We start from the raw sequence: 25,101 nt of genomic DNA on the forward strand, positions 1-25,101 counted from the left end.
TATATGGACCACAATCAAAAATCTTAGCCACATAGATACAAACAAATTGCTTGAACTGTTTGCATCCATGGTGACATGTCTACAAACACTATCTAAAGTAGCTAAAGTAAAAGTTTTGATTCATCGTTACAGCTTGTTTCTTATTCATTTCTTTTTCTGCTTTCTTTTTTGATGTTTTCTATCTTACCACCTTTTTCATTAGCTGTCAAGAATATTTCAGAATTTTTTAAAATTTTTCGAAAATTCTTTCAAGGAGCTTTCAAAGCTTTTCAAATCAGTCCAACAAAAAAGGTTTATAATTTCCATAAAAGTTGACATGGAAATTATAAAACCATTATTAGTTTAGTCCTTGTTGGTAACGTGCCAATTCGGCTTGGTTAGCCCAAACATAGTGACCTGGACGGATTTCTACCATAGATGGCTTATCAGTCTCATAGTCGTGTTGACTTGGGTCGTAAACCTTCAAGACCTTCTTACGTTCCAAGATTGGATCTGGAATTGGAACCGCTGAAAGCAAGGCCTGAGTATATGGGTGAATTGGATTGTTAAACAATTCTTCTGTTTCAGCAACCTCTACAATAACACCCTTGTAAATAACTGCGATACGATCTGAAATAAAGCGAACAACCGACAAGTCATGGGCGATGAAGAGATAGGTCAAACCAAGTTCTTTTTGGAATTTTTTGAGCAAGTTCAAGACTTGGGCACGAACAGAAACGTCCAAGGCTGAAATGGGCTCATCCGCAATAACAAAGTCTGGTTGCATGACCAAGGCACGGGCAATACCGATACGTTGACGTTGACCACCTGAGAACTCATGAGGGTAACGAGTCAAGTGCTCAGCAAGCAGACCTACTTCACGGATAATATTTTGAACTTTCTCTTTACGTTCTTCTTCATCCTTGAACAGATGATGATTGTAAAGACCTTCAGAAATAATATAATCAACAGTCGCACGTTCATTCAAACTTGCGGCAGGGTCTTGAAAAATCATCTGGATACGACGAATCAATTCCGCAGCTTGTTCACGCGATTTCTTACCATTAATCTTTTGACCTTCAAAAATGATATCTCCATTACTTGTATCATTGAGACCGATGATAGCACGACCAATCGTTGTTTTCCCACTTCCTGACTCACCTACAAGCGAGAAAGTTTCTCCCTTGTTGATAAAGAAGTTAGCATTTTTAACCGCGACAAACTTCTTACTTCCTTCACCGAAGGAAATTTCTAAATCTTTGATTTCTACTAATTTTTCAGACATTTCCTTCCTCCTAGTTAGCCAGATGGGCAAATCCCATTTTTTCACGGATCTTATCATGAAGATTTGCAATCACAGCTGGTTTTTCTACTTTCGGAGCATCCTCATGAAGAAGCCAAGTTTTAGCCCAATGCGTCTCTGATACTGAGAATTGAGGAGCTTTTTGTTCGAAGTCAATCTGCATTGCATAGTCTGAACGCAAGGCAAAGGCATCCCCTTTCAAGTCAGTATAAAGTGACGGAGGTGTTCCTGGGATTGAGTAAAGATCCCCTTTATCATCAGCAAGCTGAGGCAAGCTAGACAAGAGACTCCATGTATATGGATGGCGAGGGTCATAGAAGACTTCCTCAACAGTTCCATACTCAACGATTTCTCCTGCATACATAACCGCTACCTTATCCGCAATACTTGCTACCACACCAAGGTCGTGGGTGATAAAAATTGTTGTGAAATGATACTCGTTTTGCAAAGATTTTAGCAAATCAATAATCTGTGCTTGGATGGTCACATCCAAGGCAGTCGTTGGCTCATCACAGATCAAGACATCAGGTCGGCAGGCAAGGGCAATAGCAATAACGATACGTTGACGCATTCCTCCAGAATATTGGAATGGGTATTCATCAAAACGTCTATCTGCATCTGGAATCCCAACCTTATTCATGTAGTCAATGGCCAATTCTTTCGCTTCTTTAGGCGTTTTTCCTTGGTGTTTTACAATAACTTCTGTAATCTGACTACCAATTGTTTTAATTGGGTCCAAACTAGTCATTGGATCTTGGAAGATAGTCGCAATCTTAGCACCACGAATTTGTTCCCAATCCTTGTGAGAAGATAGAGCTGTCAAATCTTGACCACGGTAGTCAATACTTCCTTGGGCAATGCGACCATTTTCTTCAAGCATACCTGTGAAGGTCTTTGTCAAAACAGATTTCCCTGATCCTGACTCACCTACCAAGGCTAGTACTTCTCCTTCAACTAGTTCAAGGGAAACGCCGCGAATGGCTGTCAATACTTTGTCACGAACGTCAAATTCCACGACAATATCGCGAGCAGTCAAAATTACATTTTTTTCTTTTGTCATTTCTACTCCTATCTATGTGTACGTGGATCACTAGCATCCGCTAAGTTTTGACCAACTACGAAAAGGGATAAGGATACCAAGACAAGAGTTGTCAATGGAATCCAGAACAAGTAAGCATTAGTTGTTACGTTTTGTGAATAATCTGAAATCAAACGACCCAAACTTGGCACTGTAATCGGCAATCCAAGACCGAAGAAAGACAAGAAGGCTTCGTATGAGATAAAGCTTGGAAGCATTTGAGTCATGGTTGTCACAATAACAGATACCAATTGTGGCATGATGTTTTTGGCAACAATCTTCAAGGTTGGTGTTCCCAAGGTACGTGACGCCAAGTTGTATTCCAAGTCACGATAACGCAAGATTTGCACACGAATCATGAAGGCAATCCCAATCCATGTTGTTACACTCATGGCAAAAATCAGATTCCAGAATCCAGCTCCGATTGAGTAAGTCAAGACAATGACAATCAAAAGAGATGGGATGTTTGAGATGACGTTATAAACTTCCATCATCACGCGGTCAACTGATTTTGAAATTCCCCAAATACCACCGACAAAGACACCGATAACCAAGTTAATCACTGTTGCAATCACAGAAATGAGGATAGAGTTACGAGCTCCGAACCAGACACCGTCAAAGAGAGATTTACCGTTACTGTCTGTACCGAACCAATGCTGAGCATTTGGCTTGATATAACGAGCACTAAAGTCATTTACCTTGCTGACATCATTGAAATCAAACTTAGAAAACATTGGGTAGATGAAACTCATCAAAATGATGGCTATCAAAATTCCCAACATGACTACAGTTGATTTTTTCTTCATAAATTGTCTAAACACTGATCCCCAGTATGAATAAGCTGGCGCATCAATGGCTTCAGAGGCAAAATCGTCACGTTTTACAAACTGAAATTTTTCTTTATCGATTGTAGACATTATTTGCCTCCTTTCTCAGTCAATTTAATACGTGGGTCAATAATAGTCATCCAAATATCTCCCAAAAGAAGTGAGAAGATAGAAATACATGTAAAGATGAAGACAAGACCAACGACCATAGAGTTATTAGATGCTTTTACAGAGTCAATCAACATTTTACCCATGCCTGGGAAAGCGAAGACTGTTTCAGTAAGGGTTGCACCACCGATAACCCCGATAACAGCGCCAGGAATTCCTGAAACCAGCGGAACCATGGCATTTTTAAAGATGTGTTTGTTTGAAATTTCTTTTTCAGACAAACCTTTTGCACGAGCAAAACGTACAAAGTCTTGTGATTGCAAGTCAATCATATAACGACGAATCCAAATAGCGGTACCAGGAGCACCCAACAAACCAAGGATAACTGCTGGTAAAACATACGAACGCCAATCTCCAGCACCCAAGATAGGGAATGAATCTGGCAAGCCGATTGAAGAACCAGCCAAACGAACGATATAAACCAAGGCAATTGTTGGAAGAGCCATCAAGAAGGTCAAAGCCCCTGTTGAAAAGCTATCAATCCAAGTATTCTTGAAGCGAGCCATAGCTGAACCAAGTGGCACAGCAATCGCATAAGAAATCACCAAACCGATCAATCCAACGACTGCAGAGCTAGCAATCATAGAAGGATATTGGTAGTTGCTTTCAGTTGCAGTATATGGATCATCTTTCCCATAGTTAGCCACTTCACGAGAGTCAGCCTGACTAGGTGATTTGTAGGTTCTTGAGTAAATATTTACAGAAGAAGTTTTCTTACCTGTTGGGAACTGAACTTGAGATGTTTTTGTTTGCCCTTGTCCTTGAGTAATAACCTGTAAAACAGGGCTATTAGCATAGGTTGGATAAGAGTCACCTAAATTAATGTTCACAAAGTTTTGATGCACAAATGGGAACTGACTGTTGAAGTACAAGAGATATTTGTGTTTAGTACCTGAACCGACCAATGACCATCCGATAGCCGGATCGTTTTCGAAACGAAGGTAACGTTTCAAGTCTGGATTTTCAGGGTCTTGAATTTTATTAGTATGGTCAATGTCAATCAAGTTAGCATAGAATTTGAAAACACGTTCAAAAATTGGAATTTCACGAGTAGCGTAGAATTGACCACTTTCAGTAAATTCTCCCAAGGTCCAACCATGACCGATTTGTTTGATGTATTTTTCATAGATAGCCTTGTTGGTGTCATTTGCTTCAACTGTTACAGAAGCATCCATCTGGCTAGCTTTTTCTTGCAACTCTTTGGTATCGTAGTACTCGATATAGCCCATACGCTCATAAACGGTATTCTCATAGTTATCACGTTTATCAGCAGTTGTCGCAATCTTGTTATAGTTGGTATCCTGTTTGAAAATCAATTTTCGAGGAACCATTGTATAGATAATCGTGTAGGTCAAGGTTGTTACTAAGAAGATAGAAACCAAGGACCGCAAAACACGCATAAAAATATATTTTTTCATATCATTTCCTTTAAAAATCCCAAAAGAACCTTCTCCTCATGGAGAGAAAGTTCTATTGAAAATTATTTACTTCACATGACTTGCCAATTCTTTTTGAGCTTTCTCGTTTGACTCAGTCTTTTCTTTCAACCATTTTTCACGAGCTTTTTCATACTCTTCTTTGGTGATTGCTTTTTCACCAACTTCAGTGTACTTCAAGTATCCTGAATTTTCACCTTTAAGGCCGGCTACAGAATATGAAGAGCTAAATGGTAGAACTTTTGAAACATATGAAACGGCTGTTTCTTTAGGAGAAGCCATTACTGGAATTGTCAAAGCATTGTCAGTCAACCAAGCTTGTGCCACCGCGTATTTTTCATAACGTTTTTGAACATCTTGGTTTTCGCTGTTTGCGTCATCAAGTAATTTTCCATAGTCAGCTAAACCAAGTTTGCTTACTACTGATGCATCTGTGTTTTGGTCAATACCAAGGTAAAGACGAGTGCTTCCTCCCTTAAGGACGAATTGATCCAAGAAAGTAGAAGGATCTTGATAGTCAGGGTTCCATCCTAGCAAGGTATGGATATCCCAGTCTTGCTCTTTAGCTGTTGGAGCGCTAAATGAAATTGGTAAAGCTTCCGCTTGAGTCATTTGTTGTAAGTCTACAACAACATTATCTGAACCCAATACTTTTTCAATTGATTGTTTCAATGATTGAACACGGTTTACAACCGCTGTTGATTCTTGGATAACCAAGGCATCCAAGTGGATTGGGAATTCAACACCTTCAGCTTGTAGGCTTGATTTAGCTTTAGCAAAGACTTCTTTCGCTTTTTCTTCATTGTAAAGTCCATTTTGAGAATCTGCTAGAGACACGTTTGACCAAGTAGAAGAATTTGTCTTAGCCAAGCTATCTTGTACCAATTCACCAAATGTTTTCTTACCAACTTGAAGATTATAAGGTGCAAATGTATTACGGATGGCTACTGCAGCTCCATCAGTACCATTTGTTTGAGCTGAATAAGAATTGCGATCGACAGCAAAGTTCAAGGCTTGACGGAATTCCTTGTTTAGCAATGCTTTCTGAGTAGATGTCTTTTGGGCATCACTTGTTTTGGCAGTGTGGTTATAGGTTGTACGGCCATAATTCAAGCTGACAGTTGCAACACCCGCTCCTGGTTCATTAAAGTAAATGTTATCTTTAAAGTCAGCTGCATATTTTTCATATGTAGAACTTGTAGGGAAGATACGAGCCTTGCTATATTGACCATCAGCAAAACCTTTAGCAATCACATCTTGGTCCTTACCATCCCAGAAAGTGAACTTAACGTTCTCAATTTTTACATTTTCTTTGTCCCAGTAAGCATCATTTTTAGCCATCTCGATAGATGATTTTGGAGTTACAGATTTTAAGACAAATGGACCGTTATAAAGAATAGAGTTAGCATCGGTTGGGGCACCAAAACCTTCCCCTTTTGAAGTTAAGAATTCTTCATTAACCGGCATCAAAACACCACTAGTGGTCTTGTCATTCCAGAAAGTTTCTGGCTGGTTCAAGGTATATTCTAGTGTTTGATCATCAAGTGCTTTTACTCCAACGGTTGAAAAATCGCTTGTTTCACCCTTAATATAGGCTTCTAATCCCTTAATAGAAGAGCTAACGATTGAAAGTCCTTTTGATTTTCCATCTACGGCGTGTTTCAAACCAGTAACGAAGTCTTTAGCAGTTACAGGAGCGTATTCTTCTCCCTCTGCTGTCACCCATTTAGCATCCTTACGGATTTTATAGGTATATGTCAAACCATCTTTTGAAACTGTCCATGATTCAGCAATAGAAGGAACCAGGTTACCATATTTATCATTAGCCAACAAACCATCTACAGCATTTGTTGTGACGAATGATGTTGAATCGATATTGCTGACGATATAATCCAAGGTTTCTGGATCTGTTTGATAAACATATTGGTAATCTTTTGCTAGTTTAGCATTGTTTGAACTAGTGTTTGAACACGCAGCTAGAACTCCTGACGCTAATAAGGTAGCTCCCGCTACAGCAAGCACTTGACTTTTTTTCATTTATTTACTCCTCTTATAAATAAAGTATAGGTTATCATCAATTATATCATAGATTTCAAGAAAAGTAAACGAATTTTCAGAATATTTAGGCTTATTGACACAAAAAATCTGAAAAAGCTATTGACTGAAAATCATTTTCAAGGTATAATAATAAACGTTAAGGCGGTATAGCCAAGTGGTAAGGCACGGCTCTGCAAAAGCTTGATCGTCGGTTCAAATCCGTCTACCGCCTTCTATAACTTGATTTTTCAAGTTTCATTTAAACAGAAAGCCCAGTTTAAAGGGCTTTTTTTGTTTTCTTCGGATAAATACATATAACTTACAAAAACTTTTGGGGTGAATTTGGGGCAAACTTCTTTTTAGGAGACAATCTTTTGATACTCAATGAAAATCAAAGAGCAAACTAGGAAACTAGCCGCAGGCTGTACTTGCGTACGGCAAGGCGACGTTGACGCGGTTTGAATTTGATTTTCGAAGAGTATGAAATCAACTGAAAAAGCTTCGTCACACCTGGTGACAAAAGCCTCTAGTTTACTCTGTTTCTTCTTCTATTTCAACTTCGGTAATTTGGACTTTTACCTTGGTAACACGTCCATTTTTCACTTTATCATTGGTTAGGATAAGCTGCTTGTTTTGACTGACTAATTCATAACTGAGTTTCTCAGTCGTTGGAATGGTCCCAACTCCTGTCAAATAGTAACCAGCGATGGTATCAACGTCATCACTTTCCAGTTCAACATCAAAGTAGTCATTAAAATCATTGAGATTCATGGTACCTTGAACAATGTAAGTACCATCGCCAATCTGATGAACATCTATTGCTGCTTTGTCCGTTTCATCATCGATTTCCCCAACGATTTCCTCTAAGAGGTCTTCCAGAGTCACCAAACCAGCCATCCCACCGTATTCATCTAGCAAGATTGCCATTTGTCTTTGGGTATTACGCAATTCTTTTAACAAGTCATCCACAAAAATAGTTTCAGGAACAAAGAGTGGATCTTGTAAGATTTTCTTCCAAACAATATTGTCAAAACCGTCCACAAAACCCGCCTTAAGGAGACTCTTGGTGTGAATGATCCCAATCACATTGTCCTTATCCCCATCATAGACAGGGATACGAGAATAATTTTGTTTTAAAATACTTTGGATGATGGTTTGACTATCATCCTGAATATCGACCATAAAGGCATCCGTTCGAGGAACCATGACTTCTCTGGCCATTAATTCGTCCAGTGAAAAAATTCCTTGTAACATTTCAATTTCGTCAGCATCTAGTGTTTCTTCACTATTTGTCAGCATGTATTCAATTTCATCACGGGTCATTTTTTCATCAGCATCGTCAAAGGTCATAGGAGTCAAGCGACTCAAGAGATTGGTAGATGCAGACAAGAGCCAAACAAAGGGACTAACTAGTTTCCCCAGCCCAATGATAACTGGCGCTGTACGAATCGCCAAGGCATCCTTTAGATTAAGAGCGATTCTCTTAGGATACAATTCCCCAAAAACGATGGAAATATAAGTCAAAAATGCTAAAGATAGAAAACTTGCAACGGCATAAGCTGTTTCGCCATTTCCAAGCCAAGATGCAATTTCTCGTCCCAGAGTTTCTGCCAAACTCGCCCCTGATAAGATCGTAATCAGGGTAATCCCTACTTGAATGGTTGATAAAAAGTGGTTAGGATTTTCTAGCACCTTCAGCAGACGGATATAGCGTCTATCTCCTTCTTCTGCCTTTTGTTCAACTCGCGCACGGTTAAGTGAAACCATGGCCATTTCTGTGGCTGAGAAAAAGGCATTTAACACCGTCAAGATAAACAATAAAACAAATTGTAGCAACAAATTCTGACTACTTGGGTCTTCCATAGTTCTTCTCCTAAAATAGTATCTTATCCTTTATTATATCACAAAATATAGTCCAGTACATATTATTTTTTTCTTAGTGCCTATTCTAGCCCTGCTGAAACTAGTAAAAGAAGAACTCCTATATCCACAAGTGACATAGGAGTTTATGTTATCTTTTACTGAGTTACCGTTACTTCTCCAGTTCGGTAATCCAGTTGAAGCCCTTTTTGAACATTGGGAACTAGGACATTAAATTCCAATTCTCCGTCTGAAGACTTGGCTTCAATCTGTGAAGCTGAAGGAACTAAGTCCTCGTTTGAAGCGTAATAAAGGGTTACACGGTAACGGACACGCTTGTTTTGGTCCAAGGCTTTACGTACCATACTTTCATAGTAGTTTTGACCAGTCGAATCTTCGGCCTGTGCCTGATTTGCCCAGGCTGTTTGAACAGCAATGTTTTTAGGATTGCTTGTTGAGGCATCAAAACCATCCAAGCCACCGATTAAGGCATAGCCTAACAAGTGACCTCTATCGACCGCATGGGTATAAGTACCCTTTAGATTCTTAACCTGATGCCAGCCTGGAGGAGTCCATGAAGTCGAACCATTCCCAGTTTCTTCACGATTCTTGTACTGGCGAGTAGCCTTAGACAAGAGGGCATTAGCTACGGTTGCCACTGTTTCCTTGCCCACTGTCTTTGTTTTATTATCAGCGTAGGGCTTACTTGAAACCTTGGCATCTAGATTTGTTTTATTACCATTGACGATAAAAGCACCCGAGCCATTCCACTCCAGACTCCCTTTTATTTGACTCTTGACTGCGTCTGTCAAGACACTCTCTGCCAATTCTTGACTAGGAGCTTCAGACGCTTGTTTTTTCTTACTAAGCTTGGTTTTAGGACTATTAGCTGTCGACTGCATCTGCTTGATATAATAGCTTCCCGCAGATAAAAGCAATAACACTAGCAGTCCGATCAGTGTCTGTCTTGTTTTTTTATCCATTTTTCTCCTTATCTCTAGAAAAAGACTGGTTCTCCAGCCTAATTTCCTGTAAATTTATGAATCAATTCCTGCCATTTTGCTGGAGACAGGATAGCCCATGGATCTTGACCCTTGCCCAAGATTCCATAACCTACCATTAAACCGATTCCTAGGGCTAGAGCACCTAAAATCAGTACTAGAATGACTAAAAGTAAACGCTTGATTACGTAGCTTGATTTCTTATTCATCTTCATCACTTGCCTCAATCCGCTGAATCTTAGCACCTAGCTGCGCCAACTTCTCATGGAAACGGTAGTAACCTCTATCCAAGTGAACCAATTTACCAACTACAGTTTCTCCTTGTGCTACCAAACCTGTCAAAATTAAGGCAGCACTGGCACGAAGGTCAGTTGAAAGAACTTCTGCCCCCTGCAAAGCCTGTCCACCAACAATACGAGCTATATCACGGATAATCTCAGAATGCAAGCCCATGCGACGCATTTCTTCTAAGTGTTGGAAACGATTTTCGAAAACTGTCTCCACCATAGTTGATTCGCCTTTTGCGACGGTCATCAAGGCTGTAAATTGAGCCTGCATATCTGTTGGAAATCCTGGATGGGGCAAGGTTTTCACATGAACAGCTTTTAGATTTTCTAGTTGAGAGCGAACTCGAATCCCTTCAGTCTCCTCTGTCACTTCCACTCCCATTTCAAGCAATTTGGCAATCAAGGGACGGTTGTGCTCCCAAACAGCATCTTTAATCAAGACATCACCACCAGTCATAGCAGCAGCTACCATAAAGGTTCCTGCTTCGATACGGTCTTGGACCACATTGTGAGTCGTACCATGAAGTTTCTCAACACCGGTAATGGTAATGGTCTCTGTGCCAGCACCCTTAACCTTAGCTCCCATTTCATTGAGGAGAATAGCGAGGTCCACAATCTCAGGCTCACGCGCAGCATTTTCAATCACTGTCACCCCATCAGCCAGAGTCGCTGCCATCATCAAGTTCTGCGTAGCACCAACACTTGGGAAGTCCATGTAGATATGAGCTCCATGTAAGCGATCAGCCTTGGCTTCGATGTAACCAGCTGTCTGACTAATCTTAGCCCCCATAGCTTCTAGACCTTTCAAATGAAGATCAATAGGGCGGCTACCAATCGTACAACCACCTGGCATAGATACCTTAGCATGACCTACACGGGCAAGAATTGGTCCCAAGACAACGATAGATGCACGCATCTTGCTGACATACTTGTAAGGAGCTTCCTCAGTGATATCGCCAGTTGCGTCCACCTCAACAAGATGAGATTCTTCATTAAAATCCACCTTAGCATTCAAACCACGAACCACCTGATTCATAGTGAAAACATCTGACAAGATAGGAACATTCTGCAGGACGGTCTTTCCTTCACTTGCTAGAATAGTCGCTGCCAACAGGGGCAAGACTGCATTCTTTGCTCCTTCGATCGTAACACTTCCTACCAGACGATTACCGCCACCTTGAACCACAATTTTTTCCATACTTATTTCCTTTACTCTTGATTTTATAATAATCCTCTAAGCGCTTCTTGCCACAACTGATACAAGCTGATAAAGAAAGAACTCATGATGTAGCCCATTACAATGCTGAAAAAGGCTACTAGTAAACGAACTTTTCTTGTATTCTCAGCTGTCACTTTTAAAACCTTTTCCCATCTAACAAGATCCTTTAAAAGGTAAAAACTCACATAAATAAAGAGCATGTGACTGCTTAGAGTGAATAATAATTGAACCATTTGACTATTATACCATCTTCTCTGTTTGTACGCTAGTTTGGAAACTTCCCTTAGAAATTAGGGATTGTTTTTCAAGTAATCAATCGCATCTTGTAGGGTTTTAACTGGCACGATTTTCATATCTGTCTTGATTGTTTTGGCTGCTTCTAGGGCTGTTTGGTAGTTGTTTTTGGCATCTGGATGCGCTTTTTGTTCTTCTTCGCTAACAGGGTTATCAGGGGCAAAGAAAATCGCGGCACCTTCTCTAGCCGAAGCTACAACTTTCTTATCAATACCTCCAATGTCCCCCACATTCCCATCGCGGTCAATAGTTCCTGTACCGGCAACAATGCGGCCATTACGAAGGCCTGGGTCAGCTATTTGGGTATAGATGGCCAGACTAAACATGAGGCCTGCACTTGGACCACCGATACCGGCTGTTGAAAAACGAATTGGGATATCACTGGTCACTTCTGTACGGTCAATCAAGCCGATTCCAATCCCATTTTTGCCATTTTCCAAGGTGATAATCTTACCTTCTGCAGACTTGGTTTGCCCATCCTCTTCATAGGTGACCTTGACGGAGTCCCCTAGTTTTTGAGAATTGACGTAATCAATCAAGTCTTTGGAACTGTCAAAGGTTTGATCATTGACTGCTGTGACCGTATCAGAGATGTTGAGAATCCCTTTAAAGGTCGAATTATCCGTCACAGTCAAAACATAAACCCCAAGATATTTAAGTTCAATATCTTTACCAGCTGTTTTTAGCCCTTGATACTTGGCCATATTTTGCGATGTTTGCATGTAGAATTGATTAATCCGCATAAATTCAACATCAGAAGAGCCACCTGTAGTCTCTTGGGCACTACGAATATCTGTAAAAGGCGTCAACCACGCATAAATCATATGGGATAAAGTAGCGTGCTGAACACCAACCGTAACGAATTGATAGGCACCAGCTTCCTTATCTTCTGTGTCATTGACTTTAAGGACTTGGCGAATATCTTCCGAACCACCTGGAACCTCTATATAGTAGGGCAAGGGCACTACAAATGCCAAGAAAGTCACAATCAAGGCCGCAATGACATATAAGGGCCATCTAATCTTTTTTTTCATTTCTTATTTCCTCCAAAATACTCTCAGGAACATAGCAAGCAATATCCCGACCGAACTTCAAAAGTTCTCTAACACCTGATGAACTGATATAAAGATGTTCAGGTCTGCTATGTAAATAAATGGTCTCTATATCAGGAGACAGTTGATGGTTGTAGTAATCAAAACTGGCTTCATATTGCAAATCCTTTGCATTTCTCAAGCCTCGTACTAGAAAGGTAGCCCCCAGTCTTTTTGCAACATCAACCACCAATTCATCATGTGAAAACACGACTTCAACATTTTCCAAATGTTCCAAAGCCTTTTCTAGCCCCCGTTTACGATTTTCAAGAGGGAGAAATCCCTGTTTGTGGGGATTGAAAAAAATTCCGACATAGAGCTTATCAAAAAGTCTGCTCCCCCGTTCAATGATATCCAGATGCCCATTTGTCATCGGATCAAACGAGCCTGTGAATAAGCCAATCTTATCTGACATAAACTGTTACCTTACTAATTCCATAAATCTTTTCCTTCCAGATACCCAGGCAGGCAATTTCTTCTGGAAGTTCAACGGCCTTATCCGTCTCACACACGACCATGACATCTTCAGAAAAAAGGTCTCTCTCAGCCATTTTTTCAATATCTGCTACGATTTGTTCCTTGGCATAAGGAGGGTCTAAGAAAATGAGGTCAAATCCCCCAGATACCTGTTCCAATGCCCTTTCTGCATCCATTTTGAGAAGTTGAAATTTCCCAACTTCCTTGGTCATCTGAATATTTTCAGCCACGATAGCCTGAGCCTTACGGTCTCGCTCCACCAAAACAGCGCTGGACATGCCACGCGATACTGCCTCGATAGATAAAGCACCACTACCTGCATAAAGGTCCAAGACTCGTCCACCTTCAAAGTAGGGACCAATCATGTTAAAAATGGCTCCCCTAACCTTATCTGAAGTAGGTCTTGTCGTCTTGCCTTCTAACGTTTTGAGAGGTCGTCCTCCATAGATTCCTGATACGATTTTCATACCGTTTATTATACCAAATTATGGGCGAAAAGAGAAAGAAAACCGAACCTTGCGGTTCGATTCTCTATAAAATATTTTCGTAAGTATCGCGGACTTCTTGAGGCCAAACACTTGTTTGCACTTCTCCGATGTGTTTCTTGCGAAGTAGGAACATGGCCATCCGAGATTGTCCAATGCCTCCACCGATTGTCAATGGGAATAGGCCATTCAACAAAGCCTTGTGCCATTCCAATTCTAAACGGTCTTCATCACCTGTGATGGCAACCTGACGGCGAAGAGTTTCTTCATCTACACGGATTCCCATAGAAGACAACTCAAAGGCTCCACCTAAAGACTCATTCCAAACAAGAATATCACCATTTAGACCCTTATAGCCATTTTCAGACTCACTTGTCCAGTCATCGTAGTCTGGTGCACGTCCATCGTGCGGTTTACCGTCTGGTAATTCACCACCGATACCGATCAAGAAGACTGCTCCAAATTCTTTACAAATAGCATTTTCACGCTCTTTTGGTGTCAAGTCTGGGTAGCGTTCTACCAACTCTTCTGTGTGGATAAAGGTGATTTGTTTTGGCAAGACAGACTCAATATCATAGCGGGCTTCAACAGCTAGCTCAGTCAGACGAATAGCCTTATAAATCTTCTCAACTGTTTCTTTTAGGTAGGCAATGTTACGTTGTCCATTTGGGATAACCTTCTCCCAGTCCCACTGGTCAACATAAACAGAGTGGGTCGCATCAAGCGAATCTTCGTCTGGACGAAGGGCCTTCATGTGGACGAAGAGACCTTCACCCTCACCGAAACCAAAACGGGCCAAGGTATGGCGTTTCCATTTAGCAAGTGAGTGCACAACTTCATAAGTAGCATCAGGGATTTGGAGAACCTTGACCGATACGGCATTCTCCACACCTGATAAATTATCCTGCATCCCGTCGCCGACCCTGCTCAAGATAGGACCTTGAACTTCGACAACTTCTAACTTATCTTTCAAATACTGGGTAAAAGTGTTTTTGACAAAGGAAATCTCTTCTTGTTGATGGATAAAACTTTTCTTCATAAACTACTCCTCAAAAAATTAATTAAAAGCATTATACACCTATTTCCAAGAAAAGAAAAGAGCAAATACGAAAAAAATCAGTGCTCCTTGGAACACTGATGTTAGGGACCTTCTAGTCATTGCGACCAAAGATACGTAAAATACTTAGGAAAAGATTGATAAAATCAAGATAGATACTAAGAGCCATTGACACAACCCAACCTGTCGCTACACGACCTTGTGATTGCTCATAGGCATAGCGAATTTTTTGGTTATCTGAAGCAATCAGCCCTGAGAAAACCAAAACCATGGCTACGCTAATCATATAATCAAAGAAACCGCTAGCCAAGAAAATATTAACTACCATGGCAATCAGCAAACCGATAAGAGCCGCCATCATAGCCCGACCAAGGCCACTCAAATCTTTCTTGGTGAACATGCCAACTGCCGCCATGACAAAGAAGAGAAGGGCGCTAGACACAAAGGCGGATAAAACTGTACCCGGAGTATAGAAGGCCACCACAAAACTAAGAGTAAAGCCGTTTAAAACAGAGTAAAGTAAAAATACTGGAAGAGCCGCTGGACTATTCTTTAAGGCCATGTTACTGGCAACGAAAACCAAGGCCAACTCCGCAAAAGTAGCAATGGTCAACCAGAGACGACCCTGCATCAAAAAGTAAACCAACTGAGATTGAAAGACCGTCAACATAAGACCTGATACTAAAGCGGATAGTCCGATTCCCAGACCAACAAAGGCATAAACCTTAGCGTAAAATTGATTGAGACCTGCGCGGTCATGAATAATAGTGTGATTCATCTTTTCTCCTTTTCTATGAACATCTTTCCTTGATTATAACAAAGAAAGTTAAAATTAGCTTAAATGGAAAATTAAAATACCGGCCGCAACGGCAACATTCAAACTCTCCGCCTGCCCCTTCATACTAATGTGGACCAACTGGTCTGCACTTTCAACCATGAGGGGACTAATTCCTTGCCCCTCATTTCCCATGACTAGTACAAAATTTTCTATAGAAGACAGTTCTCTGTAATCAACAGAATCTTTAGATAGGGTTGTTGCCAGCACTGGGATACCTGCCTTTTTAGCTTTCTCGAGAAGCGTTTGGCTCGACATCCGGTAAATAGGCAGATGAAAATGACTTCCTTGCATGGAACGTAGGGTCTTGAGACTGTAAATATCTGCCGATTTATCTGAAACAATCACTCCAGTAAAACCTGCTGCATCCGCAGTCCGAATGATCGTTCCCACATTACCAGGATCTTGCACATCTTCCAAAAACAAGAACTTTCCCTGACTAAAGTCAGCTTGCCCTACTTCTTCTTTTTGAACCACCGCAACGATTCCCTGTGGAGTCTGAGAATCCGCCAAATCTAGCAAAATTTCCTCTGACACCCAGACAGTTTGCGGAAAAGTAGCTAACTGATCTCGGTAACTTTCTAGGGCAAAGATTTTCTCAATCGTCACTCCAGCTTGAACAGATTCTTCAAACAAGTGCCAGCCTTCAATCAAATAGGAAGACTTGCGGTATTTTTTTTGGTGTAATTTCTTGGCATTTTTTACCACAGAATTGGCTTTTGAGGTTATAATAGTCATAGAAATATTATAACACAATCGAAGGGGTTTGGTATGCAAAAGGTTAGAATGATTGCCCAAGGTAGGGTGCAAGGAGTCGGCTTTCGTTGGGGTGTTTACAGCTTAGCACTTGAAATTGGTGGCATCACAGGTCGAGTATGGAATAACGACGATGGCACAGTGGAAATTTTAGCCCAAGCAAACTCATCTGCTACCATGGCAAAATTTATCCAAGAAATCCGCAAAGGACCAACACCTTTTTCAAAAGTCAGCTACTTAGATGTCCAACTGAGCAACTTTCCTCCCTACCCTGACTTTAAAATCGCAAATTAGGTCTCTAGAACTATTGTATATTTTGTAAAAAAACAGTAGAATAGAAAGGTATAATTTTTAAAGAAGGAATAAAAACAGTGAAATCTATTAAACGTTTTGCACTCTCAGCTATGGGAGTGGCTATGTTGCTAGTTTTGGCAGGTTGCGTTCAGATTGATAAAGCAACAGGTAAGCCAATTGGTCCCGTTTGGGATTTCTTGGGTGCCCCGATGGGAGAAGCTATCAAGTACTTCGCTACTGATAAAGGTCTAGGCTTTGGTGTCGCTATCATTATCGTAACCATTATCGTGCGCTTGATTATCTTGCCACTTGGTATCTACCAATCATGGAAGGCAACGCTTCACTCTGAAAAGATGAACGCCCTCAAGCACGTCCTTGAGCCACACCAAACGCGTCTCAAAGAAGCAACTACTCAAGAAGAAAAACTCGAAGCCCAACAAGCTCTCTTTGCAGCTCAAAAAGAGCACGGCATCAGCATGTTTGGTGGTGTAGGATGTTTCCCTATCCTCCTTCAAATGCCTTTCTTCTCTGCTATCTACTTTGCTGCCCAACATACTGAAGGTGTTGCTCAAGCAAGCTACCTAGGAATTCCTCTAGGTTCTCCAAGTATGATTTTGGTTGCCTGCGCCGGTGTTCTTTACTATCTTCAATCACTCCTTTCACTTCACGGAGTAGAAGACGAAACGCAAAGAGAACAAATCAAGAAAATGGCTTACGTGAGCCCAATCACGATTGTTGTCTTCTCCCTCATTTCACCAGCCAGTGTCACACTTTACTGGGTTGTCGGTGGTTTCATGATGATTCTCCAACAGTTTATCGTCAACTATATCGTTCGTCCAAAACTTCGCAAAAAAGTCCGTGAAGAACTAGCCAAGAACCCACCAAAAGCACGTGCTTTCTCTACACCAAGTGGACGAAAAGACGTTACCCCTGAACAACCAACTGCTATCACAAGCAAGAAAAAACACAAAAATCGCAACGCTGGAAAACAACGTTCGAGATAAAGCTACGTAAATTATCCAATAATTAAAAAACGAATGAATGATAAATAGTTTTCATCAACTAGATATCATCATTCGTTTTTATTATCTACCGTTACATCTTATACTAGTCAAAAAAGTTAAATAGTTTAAAAGCTCACATATAAAATATATTCAATCATAATTAACAAGTAAATCACTATGATTTAATACAATTCACAGTTATTAAAACTTCTGCTCCCGCGTCTCTATTTCTAAGCTCAACTCGGCCTTTGTGTAGTTTTGCAACTCTACATACAAAACTAAGTCCAATACCATAATGTTGCTCTTTAACCGATCTAGCTTTATCCATACGATAAAAGAGCTTTCCAAAATTAGTTAAAACTTCCTCTGGAAATTCCGAACCATTATTCCATATACCTATTTTCAATTCCTTCCCCTCTTGCTCTACTCTAATTTTAATTTTAGGGTTCTGTTTATCGGCGTATTCCAAAGCATTTGTTAAAATATTTTGTATGGCACGAATCAGAAGAGATGGATTTATATAATAGTTTTCAGTTCCTTTCACATTTTGTTCAAAAGAAAACTTCATCTGATTTTTTATCAAAAAAGAGACTTCTTTCTCTAATTCATTGATAAAATCTGAAGAGGAATACTCCGTCCAACCTGTCTCATCATCATAATAGGTTTTAGAATAGTGAATCAATTGATTGAAATAATCTAGTAACTGTTGACTAGCTCTTTCTATATCTGCTAAGCATTCTTGAGATTGGTCGTTTTCAGTTATCGCCTGCAAGAATTCTACATTTCCCCTAATAATGGTTAAGGGTGTCTTTAAATCATGAGAAGCTGCTGAAACCTGAAACATCAAATCTTCTTTCTGTTCTTTCTTATCAACTATTAATTGTCGAATTCTATCTTGCATCATAATAATCCGATTTCCTGTCTCACGAAATTCTTTAACTGTTAAACTTTCTGTACATTCCCTCTCCAACCACATACTATTTTCATAAATTAAAGTCATTTCATAACTCAGTTTTTTCAACAATTTTCCAATGTGATAACTTATTAGAACAATCAATAAAACACAAATATATATCCATGATGACACATTAAAAAAGATTGATAGAACACCACTATTGTTTAGAGGTTTCCCATCTTCATTTATTTGTATAGATACTGAAGCTAAGGGAATAAGATAGGCCATTAGTAAGCCAAGACTAAACTGCCAAATAATTCTCCAACAGGTTTCTCGAATTAATTGTCTAAAACTTTTGATTCTACCCATTGATATCCTCCACCGTACAAGGTTTTAATTGGATTTAATTGATAAGGTTTCAGCTTTTGACGAATTTGATAAATATACTCTGAAACCGAACGTAAAAGAGCTCCTGAACTTTGTGGATATAGATAATTATAAATTTCCTCTATAGAATATATTTTACTTGGGTTGCTTGCCAAAAGATTCACTATGTCAAATTCCCTCCTTGTCAGAGCAATCTTATCATCGTTTACAAATAGTTCCTTACTATCCGTATATAGTATAAGCTTCCCAATCTTTATTTGATGAACATTTCCTTTAGTCCGTTCTTCACGACGCAAGTGCATTTTAACACGTGCTAAAAGTTCTTGCATACTAAAGGGCTTCATAATATAATCATCAGCACCTGCATTGATTCCAGCTACTAAGTCTTCATCCATATCCTTGGCAGTTATAAAACAGATAGGAACAGTTATCTGCTCGCGAATTATCTGACAGATTTCTAAACCACTAACAGGCATCATAATATCTAATAGAATCAAGTCAAAGCCTGTAAAATCACAAAGATCAATCTCTTCTATCTTATTTCGTATGACTACTTCATATTTTTCATATTCTAGTACTTTTTTTATTAGGCGAAGAATAGCAAGATCATCATCTACAACCAAAATTTTATAAGCCATAACTCACCCTCCTGAATATATTATAGCACTACCTGAGAAAAAGACAGGATATCCCCTGTCTTTAGCGTAAATTTTTTCCTATAAGTATCAATGTAGCAAATAGAAAAACAATTAACAACCAAACTATTTGTATCCCTAAGCCTTGCCACACTGGATAATAAAGAGACAATGGATAGGTATAAAAACAATTCATACTAGCTAGTAATGGTAAATTTCTAAAAAAAGAACTGAATTGTAGTAACATTTGCCCCAACCCTAATAAAAGGGATAAACTGATTCCCAAAATTAAGATAAAAGACTGGGAAATAAATACAAAAATACCACTTAAAAGAGCGAAGGTTAGAATAGAAATACAAGCTGGAAATAGAATTGTTAGAACATGTTTAATATTGCTCAAAAGATTGATATTGTAGTATCCTTGGGCGATTAGTACGCATAATGATATTACAGCGACCAATAGGATAATTTCAATACATAATAGAATAGCTAGTTTAGATATTATAAATTTCAAACGATTTGGACAGGTAAGAAAACTGGTACGAAGGCTAGAACCTGTAAATTCTTGACCTATAAATAGAGCCGCTAGACTAACGAAACCTGCCTGTCCTAAATAGAGACTTTGCAGTAGCTGTTCCAAAACAAACTGTAGAGTCAACTGGTCTGGCTTACTATTTAAAAAAATAACTAACGCTGGAACACACAGTAATAGAGCACCTATAACCAACCAGTGCCAAGGATTCATCATAAACTTGAGATACTCACTTTTAAGTTGCTCTTTCAACTTATTCACCTCCTCCAATATCTGACTTAAGTAATCGGTAGATTGCTAAAGCCAAGAATGAGAAGTTCCAACAAAGTAAAAATAAAATATTTTGTAAACTATTATGTTCTAAAATTTGAGGAGATGTAGCAATCAATCCTTGCCCCAATGCAACTGGAAGAAATTTTGCAACCGATATATAGTTTGCTAAGAATGTTCCTAAATTGTAGACTTGGGGAAGCAAAAATAATAGAGGAACAATGGCTGTTTTAAATGTCAAAGCCATAATATAGGCTAGAAGTCCCAACAAAGTCCAAGCTATACTGGCTAAAAACATATAGAACCAAACTGTTCCATTTAGTGAAAAAAGCAATAAGCCATCTTGTCCTAAAACATAATGTGTCATGTTAATCGTAAGGAATATTGATAGAAAAGAAATGAAAAAAGAAAATACAAGCCAAACTAATGTTTTTGAAACTAGGAAAATACTTCGATTTGTAATAGAGAGGAGACTTGTACGAATAGCAGAGCATTTATACTCCTCGGCTCCGTAAATTGAACCTAGGATAATCATAATAAAAACACCAAATAAAGTGACATCAAAACCTAAAAATTCAATAGGAGGTATAGCTTCTGCTAATTCTGGATTTGTCTCTGGTGTAGCATGGATACCAACTGAAACAATTTGAGAAGCACCAATATTTGCTAAAAACGTTTGAAATACCAGTATCAAGAATAATACAACATGAGTAGCTCTCCTATAAAGCAATTTCAATATTTCAGAATGAAGAGAGTATATAAGTGCCATGTCACTTTCCTCCCTCTGTTAAACTAAAGAAGACTTCTTCTAGTGAAGAAAGATTTTTCATCACTTCTTGTAAAGTGCCTTTTATAAGAACTTTTCCTTTATTTATGATAACTACATCATCTGTTACTGCTTCCACTTCCGATAATATATGAGATGATAGCAAGACTGTCTTCCCTTCTTGAGCTTGTTTTTTTATAAACTCTCTAAACCACCGAATTCCTCTTGGATCCAACCCATTAGTTGGTTCATCCAATATCAGATATTGAGGATTTCCTAATAGAGCTGTTGCAATTCCTAATCGTTGTCCTTCTCCTAATGATAATTTCCCAATTTTAGATTTTTTCTTATGGCTAATATCCACCATATCCAAGACTTGATCAATTCGCTGACTGGATATCCCATTACTAGCAGCAACAATTTTCAAATGTTGATAAACAGTCCGATCATCAGGAGCACCTACACTGTCAAATGAAGCTCCTACAGTCTTTAGAGGAAATTTTAATTCCTTATAAGTTTGATCTCCAATTTTGGTAAGACCAGATGTTGCTTTGTCTAATCCTAATAAAATACGTAAGGTTGAACTTTTTCCAGCTCCATTTGGACCTAGGAAAGCAGTCACTCTACCTGCTTTTGCTTCAAAAGAAATATCTTTTAAAATTTGAGCTTGGCCATACGACTTACATAAATTTTTAATGGTAATACTTTGTTCCATGATGTTCCCCTATTCTATTTAATATTTCTACAAGTAACTATATCTTACAGATTCTTTTTCGGATTTTTTTCAGAATTTCAAGAGTCAAAAGATTTAATACTCAATGAAAATCAAAGAACAAACTAGGAAGCTAGCCGCAAGCTGCTCAAAACACTGTTTTGAGGTTGCAGATGGAAGCTGACGTAGTTTGAAGAGATTTTCGAAGAGTATAAAATTTTGTTTTATTTAATTATATATATTTGTGTAAACTTAAAAGCCCGATGTTTCCATCAGGCTTCTTTTTTATCCATGTACACGTTTCATATAGTCTTGATAACTTTCGGTATCCATGAGTTTTTTAGCGTTCTTGACGCGGTCTGCTGTTGGAGGTTTGACCCCTTCGAGTGAATATGGAATTCCCAGTTCACGCCACTTGAATTCTCCCATAGTATGATAAGGCAGAATTTCAAACTTATCCACATTTTTAAGGGTCTTGACGAACTTACCAAGTTCAATCAAGTCATCATCTCTATCTGTCAATCCCGGAACTAGCACGTGGCGAATCCAGACAGGTTTTCCAATATCTGATAGATACTGGGCACAAGCCAAGATATTTTTATTGGTTTGGCTAGTGACAATCTTGTGCTGTTCTTCGTTGATTTCCTTGATATCCAAAAGAACCAAGTCAGTAACAGCCATGAGTTTGTCAAACTTCTCAAGGTAACGTGGTTTATTACGGAAAGGAAGGGCACAGGTATCCAAGGTACAGTGGATTCCTTGTTCCTTAGCCTTAGTGAAGAGGGCAATCAGGAAATCAATCTGCAAGAGGGCTTCTCCTCCACTGACTGTAATCCCACCCTTATTTCCCCAGAAACCTCGGTAGCGCAAGGCTTCTGTCAAGACATCATCTACCGTCCGTTCACGTGATTTATTGGACTCCATAGCCCAAGTGTCTGGGTTGTGGCAATACTGGCAACGCATGTGACAGCCCTGCAAAAAGACAATAAAGCGAATACCAGGCCCATCTACTGACCCAAAGCTTTCTGTCGAATGCACCATTCCTGTCACTTGTCCATAATCAATTGTTTCTTCAGACATATCGTTACCTTCCTTGAAAACGTTTTATAGTTTTATTATATCACGACTTGAAGGAAAAACAAGATTTTTGTCTATTTTTTAGAAAGCAATCTGTTTTTCAATTTCATTTTCAATTACTTATCATTTTATTCTTCAAAATCAAAACCATACAAGGTTGTAAAATAGTCCTCCGGGCGCTCTGCACGGCGGATTTGACGGGCTTTTCCTTCTTCGGTATAGAGGATTTCCGCAGAACGAAGTTTAGCATTGTACTGGTAGCCCATGGAAAAACCGTGAGCACCTGTATCATGAATTACCAGCAAATCACCGATTTCTGTATGAGGCAGTTCGCGATTCACTGCAAATTTATCATTGTTTTCACAGAGTGAACCAACCACATCTACCACTTCAGCTGGTCCATCTGGATGAGTCACGTTAGTAATATGATGGTAAGCTCCGTACATAGCTGGACGCATGAGGTTGACTGCTGATGCATCCACACCGAGATAGGTACGGTAGGTTTCCTTCTTATGAGTGACTCTTGTGACCAAAGCACCGTGAGGTGCCAACATAAAACGACCCAATTCGGTAAAAATCTTGACCTGACCAAGACCTGCTGGCGTAAGAACCTCTTCATACACCTTACGCACCCCTTCACCAATCAAGGCGATATCATTTGGCTCCTGGTCTGGACGATAGTTGACTCCAATACCGCCGGAAAGATTGATAAAGTCTAGCGAAATGCCCAACTTTTCCTTGATTTCAACAGCCAATTCAAAAAGCTGACGAGCCAACTCTGGATAATAGAGATGGGTGACGGTATTAGATGCTAGGAAGGAGTGAATCCCAAATGTCTTAGCTCCTTTTTCCTTCAAGATGGCAAAGGCTTCAAAGAGCTGGTCCTTGGTCATGCCAAACTTAGCCTCGCCAGGATTGTCCATGATGTCTGTCCCCAGTTCAAAAACGCCTCCAGGATTATAACGACAAGAGATGATTTCTGGAATGCCTGCTGCACGCTCTAGATGTTCAATATCTTCAAAGGCATCCAAGTTAATGGTCGCACCCAATTCACGCGCATAGGCGTATTCCTTGTCTGGCGTGTTGTTTGAAGAGAACATGATCTCAGAACCAGGGAAATTCAGTTTATGACTCATCAAGAGCTCCACATAACTAGAGCAGTCCACACCACAGCCTTCCTCTTGGAGAATTTTTAAAATAGCTGGTGTTGGAGTAGCCTTAACTGCAAAATATTCCTTAAAGCCCTTGTTCCACGAAAAGGCTTGGTTGACGGCCCTTGCCTTCTCACGAATCCCCTTCTCATCATATAAGTGAAAGGGAGTTGGGAACTCGGCAACAATCTTTTCTAAGTCTTCTTTATTGATAAATGGTGTTTTCATAAGTTTCCTTCTATTCTATTTGCAAAGAAAGGCTGGGACAATCGTTCCAACCTTTAGTTCTATCTCTTATTTATCTTCGTCAAAGATATTACCAACCTCAACATCGATAGCTTGGTTCTTGACATCAATATTGGTTACCTTCAAGAGTGATTTGTAGTCAAACTGCTTTTCGCGTTCTTCTTGAGCATTATCCGCAAAGACCGCTACACCTGCCAATTCTGAATCAAACTCACGCAAGAGACTAATCATCCCGTTGACAGTTCCTCCGCCTTTCAAGAAGTCATCCACAATCAAGACACGGCTGCCAGCCTTGAGACTGCGTTTTGAAAGGAACATTTTCTCAATGCGGTCACCACTTGAACCTGAAACATAGTTGACGCTGACAGTTGAACCTTCGGTAATTTTCAGGTCACGGCGCACAATAACAAAAGGAACATTGAGGACATTGGCAACTGCATTTGCAAGTGGAACACCCTTAGTCGCTACGGTCATAACGGCATCAATTTTTTGGTCCATAAAGCTCTTGGCAATAATGCGACCAATATTTTTTAAGATAGCTGGTGTGCTAAGCAAATCAGACAGGTAGATATAGCCACCTGGCAAGATACGGTCACTTTCTGACAACTTGGCACGCAAGTCCTCAACCATTTCCTTGGCATCATGGCTTGAGATTGATGGTGTGAAAATGACACCACCACCAGCACCAGTTACTGTCTGGATATGACCGATTTCAATTTCCTCAAAGGCGCGTTTGATAATTACGATATCCTCTGAGATGGATGATTTAGCAGATTCATACTTTTCAGCAAAAGTATTAAGACTAGTTAGTTTATAAGGATTATTAATCAAATAGTTGGAAATCACAACCATCCGATCACTTCTTCTCAATTTCATTTCTATTTCCCACTTCATTTAATTTTGATATTTTATCTATTATACCATATTCACATAAAAAAACGA

At 39.6% G+C, this 25,101-nt stretch carries 26 protein-coding genes and 1 tRNA gene; 3 read left to right on the forward strand and 24 right to left on the reverse strand.

Annotation, left to right across the window (positions count from 1 at the left end):
• Nucleotides 1–337: 337 nt before the first annotated feature.
• From LG372_RS04875 to LG372_RS04895, 5 genes are all read right to left on the reverse strand, one after another.
• A complete protein-coding gene (locus LG372_RS04875; RefSeq protein ID WP_125423341.1) occupies nucleotides 338–1,264 on the reverse strand; it encodes an ATP-binding cassette domain-containing protein in 927 nt (308 codons plus the stop codon).
• A gap of 10 nt (nucleotides 1,265–1,274) precedes the next feature.
• Complete coding sequence (locus LG372_RS04880; RefSeq protein WP_225742262.1) at nucleotides 1,275–2,342, reverse strand: ABC transporter ATP-binding protein; 1,068 nt, start codon at nucleotides 2,340–2,342, stop codon at nucleotides 1,275–1,277.
• Between the two features lie 8 nt (nucleotides 2,343–2,350).
• The gene (gene oppC / locus LG372_RS04885; protein WP_225742263.1) at nucleotides 2,351–3,277 is read right to left on the reverse strand and encodes an oligopeptide ABC transporter permease OppC; all 927 of its coding nucleotides are present in this window, start codon (nucleotides 3,275–3,277) and stop codon (nucleotides 2,351–2,353) included.
• On the reverse strand, nucleotides 3,277–4,773 hold the full coding sequence (locus tag LG372_RS04890) for an ABC transporter permease (RefSeq protein WP_000759916.1): 1,497 nt from the start codon (nucleotides 4,771–4,773) through the stop codon (nucleotides 3,277–3,279). Before LG372_RS04890 ends, oppC begins: the two co-directional genes overlap by 1 nt.
• A 66-nt stretch (nucleotides 4,774–4,839) precedes the next feature.
• Entirely contained in the window at nucleotides 4,840–6,828 is a 1,989-nt protein-coding gene (locus tag LG372_RS04895) for a peptide ABC transporter substrate-binding protein (protein ID WP_000749582.1), read from the reverse strand.
• Nucleotides 6,829–6,989: 161 nt separating this feature from the next.
• On the opposite strand from LG372_RS04895, the gene LG372_RS04900 reads away from it, so the two are divergent.
• A tRNA-Cys gene (locus tag LG372_RS04900) sits at nucleotides 6,990–7,060 on the forward strand.
• A 299-nt stretch (nucleotides 7,061–7,359) separates the two neighbouring features.
• Here the strand turns inward: LG372_RS04900 and LG372_RS04905 are convergent.
• The 11 genes from LG372_RS04905 to LG372_RS04955 all read right to left on the reverse strand — a co-directional run bounded on the left by LG372_RS04905 (nucleotide 7,360) and on the right by LG372_RS04955 (nucleotide 16,172).
• The gene (locus LG372_RS04905; protein WP_049510794.1) at nucleotides 7,360–8,691 is read right to left on the reverse strand and encodes a hemolysin family protein; all 1,332 of its coding nucleotides are present in this window, start codon (nucleotides 8,689–8,691) and stop codon (nucleotides 7,360–7,362) included.
• Between the two features lie 155 nt (nucleotides 8,692–8,846).
• Complete coding sequence (gene endA, locus LG372_RS04910; protein ID WP_225742264.1) at nucleotides 8,847–9,671, reverse strand: DNA-entry nuclease EndA; 825 nt, start codon at nucleotides 9,669–9,671, stop codon at nucleotides 8,847–8,849.
• 38 nt (nucleotides 9,672–9,709) lie between these two features.
• Nucleotides 9,710–9,898: a DNA-directed RNA polymerase subunit beta gene (locus LG372_RS04915; protein WP_181146597.1), complete on the reverse strand. Its 189-nt coding sequence runs from the start codon at nucleotides 9,896–9,898 to the stop codon at nucleotides 9,710–9,712.
• Complete coding sequence (murA, locus tag LG372_RS04920; protein ID WP_225742265.1) at nucleotides 9,891–11,174, reverse strand: UDP-N-acetylglucosamine 1-carboxyvinyltransferase; 1,284 nt, start codon at nucleotides 11,172–11,174, stop codon at nucleotides 9,891–9,893. The genes LG372_RS04915 and murA overlap by 8 nt, the downstream gene beginning before the upstream one ends.
• A 23-nt stretch (nucleotides 11,175–11,197) precedes the next feature.
• On the reverse strand, nucleotides 11,198–11,428 hold the full coding sequence (locus tag LG372_RS04925; protein ID WP_080975952.1) for a DUF1146 family protein: 231 nt from the start codon (nucleotides 11,426–11,428) through the stop codon (nucleotides 11,198–11,200).
• A 57-nt stretch (nucleotides 11,429–11,485) separates the two neighbouring features.
• Nucleotides 11,486–12,523, reverse strand: coding sequence for a SepM family pheromone-processing serine protease (locus LG372_RS04930; RefSeq protein ID WP_061590043.1), 1,038 nt, complete (start codon nucleotides 12,521–12,523; stop codon nucleotides 11,486–11,488).
• Complete coding sequence (gene coaD / locus LG372_RS04935) at nucleotides 12,507–12,995, reverse strand: pantetheine-phosphate adenylyltransferase (protein WP_125430914.1); 489 nt, start codon at nucleotides 12,993–12,995, stop codon at nucleotides 12,507–12,509. The genes LG372_RS04930 and coaD overlap by 17 nt, the downstream gene beginning before the upstream one ends.
• The gene (gene rsmD, locus LG372_RS04940; protein WP_225742266.1) at nucleotides 12,985–13,524 is read right to left on the reverse strand and encodes a 16S rRNA (guanine(966)-N(2))-methyltransferase RsmD; all 540 of its coding nucleotides are present in this window, start codon (nucleotides 13,522–13,524) and stop codon (nucleotides 12,985–12,987) included. The genes coaD and rsmD overlap by 11 nt, the downstream gene beginning before the upstream one ends.
• A gap of 64 nt (nucleotides 13,525–13,588) precedes the next feature.
• Entirely contained in the window at nucleotides 13,589–14,581 is a 993-nt protein-coding gene (asnA, locus tag LG372_RS04945; protein WP_049510788.1) for an aspartate--ammonia ligase, read from the reverse strand.
• 112 nt (nucleotides 14,582–14,693) lie between these two features.
• The gene (locus tag LG372_RS04950; protein WP_061590041.1) at nucleotides 14,694–15,377 is read right to left on the reverse strand and encodes a Bax inhibitor-1/YccA family protein; all 684 of its coding nucleotides are present in this window, start codon (nucleotides 15,375–15,377) and stop codon (nucleotides 14,694–14,696) included.
• A gap of 54 nt (nucleotides 15,378–15,431) precedes the next feature.
• Nucleotides 15,432–16,172, reverse strand: coding sequence for a TrmH family RNA methyltransferase (locus tag LG372_RS04955; RefSeq protein ID WP_225742267.1), 741 nt, complete (start codon nucleotides 16,170–16,172; stop codon nucleotides 15,432–15,434).
• Nucleotides 16,173–16,205: 33 nt separating this feature from the next.
• Here LG372_RS04955 and LG372_RS04960 point away from each other — a divergent pair, with 33 nt between their 5' ends.
• On the forward strand, nucleotides 16,206–16,484 hold the full coding sequence (locus tag LG372_RS04960) for an acylphosphatase (protein WP_225742268.1): 279 nt from the start codon (nucleotides 16,206–16,208) through the stop codon (nucleotides 16,482–16,484).
• 77 nt (nucleotides 16,485–16,561) lie between these two features.
• Entirely contained in the window at nucleotides 16,562–17,488 is a 927-nt protein-coding gene (gene yidC / locus LG372_RS04965) for a membrane protein insertase YidC (protein ID WP_225742269.1), read from the forward strand.
• A 175-nt stretch (nucleotides 17,489–17,663) separates the two neighbouring features.
• Here yidC and LG372_RS04970 read toward each other — a convergent pair whose 3' ends face one another.
• From LG372_RS04970 to purR, 8 genes are all read right to left on the reverse strand, one after another.
• Nucleotides 17,664–18,752 (reverse strand): sensor histidine kinase, encoded by a 1,089-nt coding sequence (locus LG372_RS04970; RefSeq protein WP_225742270.1) that lies wholly within the window; start codon nucleotides 18,750–18,752, stop codon nucleotides 17,664–17,666.
• Nucleotides 18,722–19,408, reverse strand: coding sequence for a response regulator transcription factor (locus LG372_RS04975; protein WP_049486671.1), 687 nt, complete (start codon nucleotides 19,406–19,408; stop codon nucleotides 18,722–18,724). The genes LG372_RS04970 and LG372_RS04975 overlap by 31 nt, the downstream gene beginning before the upstream one ends.
• Nucleotides 19,409–19,469: 61 nt before the next feature.
• A complete protein-coding gene (locus LG372_RS04980; RefSeq protein WP_115904633.1) occupies nucleotides 19,470–20,189 on the reverse strand; it encodes an ABC transporter permease in 720 nt (239 codons plus the stop codon).
• A gap of 1 nt (nucleotide 20,190) precedes the next feature.
• On the reverse strand, nucleotides 20,191–20,976 hold the full coding sequence (locus tag LG372_RS04985) for an ABC transporter permease (RefSeq protein WP_049551845.1): 786 nt from the start codon (nucleotides 20,974–20,976) through the stop codon (nucleotides 20,191–20,193).
• Nucleotide 20,977: 1 nt separating this feature from the next.
• Nucleotides 20,978–21,688, reverse strand: a complete 711-nt coding sequence (locus LG372_RS04990; protein WP_049551846.1) for an ABC transporter ATP-binding protein — start codon at nucleotides 21,686–21,688, stop codon at nucleotides 20,978–20,980.
• 282 nt (nucleotides 21,689–21,970) lie between these two features.
• Nucleotides 21,971–22,765 carry a pyruvate formate-lyase-activating protein gene (pflA, locus tag LG372_RS04995; protein ID WP_001288288.1) on the reverse strand — a complete coding sequence of 265 codons (795 nt, stop codon included), beginning with the start codon at nucleotides 22,763–22,765 and terminating at the stop codon, nucleotides 21,971–21,973.
• 125 nt (nucleotides 22,766–22,890) lie between these two features.
• Complete coding sequence (locus LG372_RS05000; RefSeq protein ID WP_225742271.1) at nucleotides 22,891–24,141, reverse strand: diaminopimelate decarboxylase; 1,251 nt, start codon at nucleotides 24,139–24,141, stop codon at nucleotides 22,891–22,893.
• Nucleotides 24,142–24,207: 66 nt separating this feature from the next.
• Nucleotides 24,208–25,035, reverse strand: a complete 828-nt coding sequence (gene purR, locus LG372_RS05005; protein WP_004238844.1) for a pur operon repressor — start codon at nucleotides 25,033–25,035, stop codon at nucleotides 24,208–24,210.
• Nucleotides 25,036–25,101: the final 66 nt, after the last annotated feature.

Source organism: Streptococcus sp. Marseille-Q5112, from assembly GCF_916700555.1.
GTDB classification, from domain to species: Bacteria; Bacillota; Bacilli; order Lactobacillales; family Streptococcaceae; genus Streptococcus; species Streptococcus symci.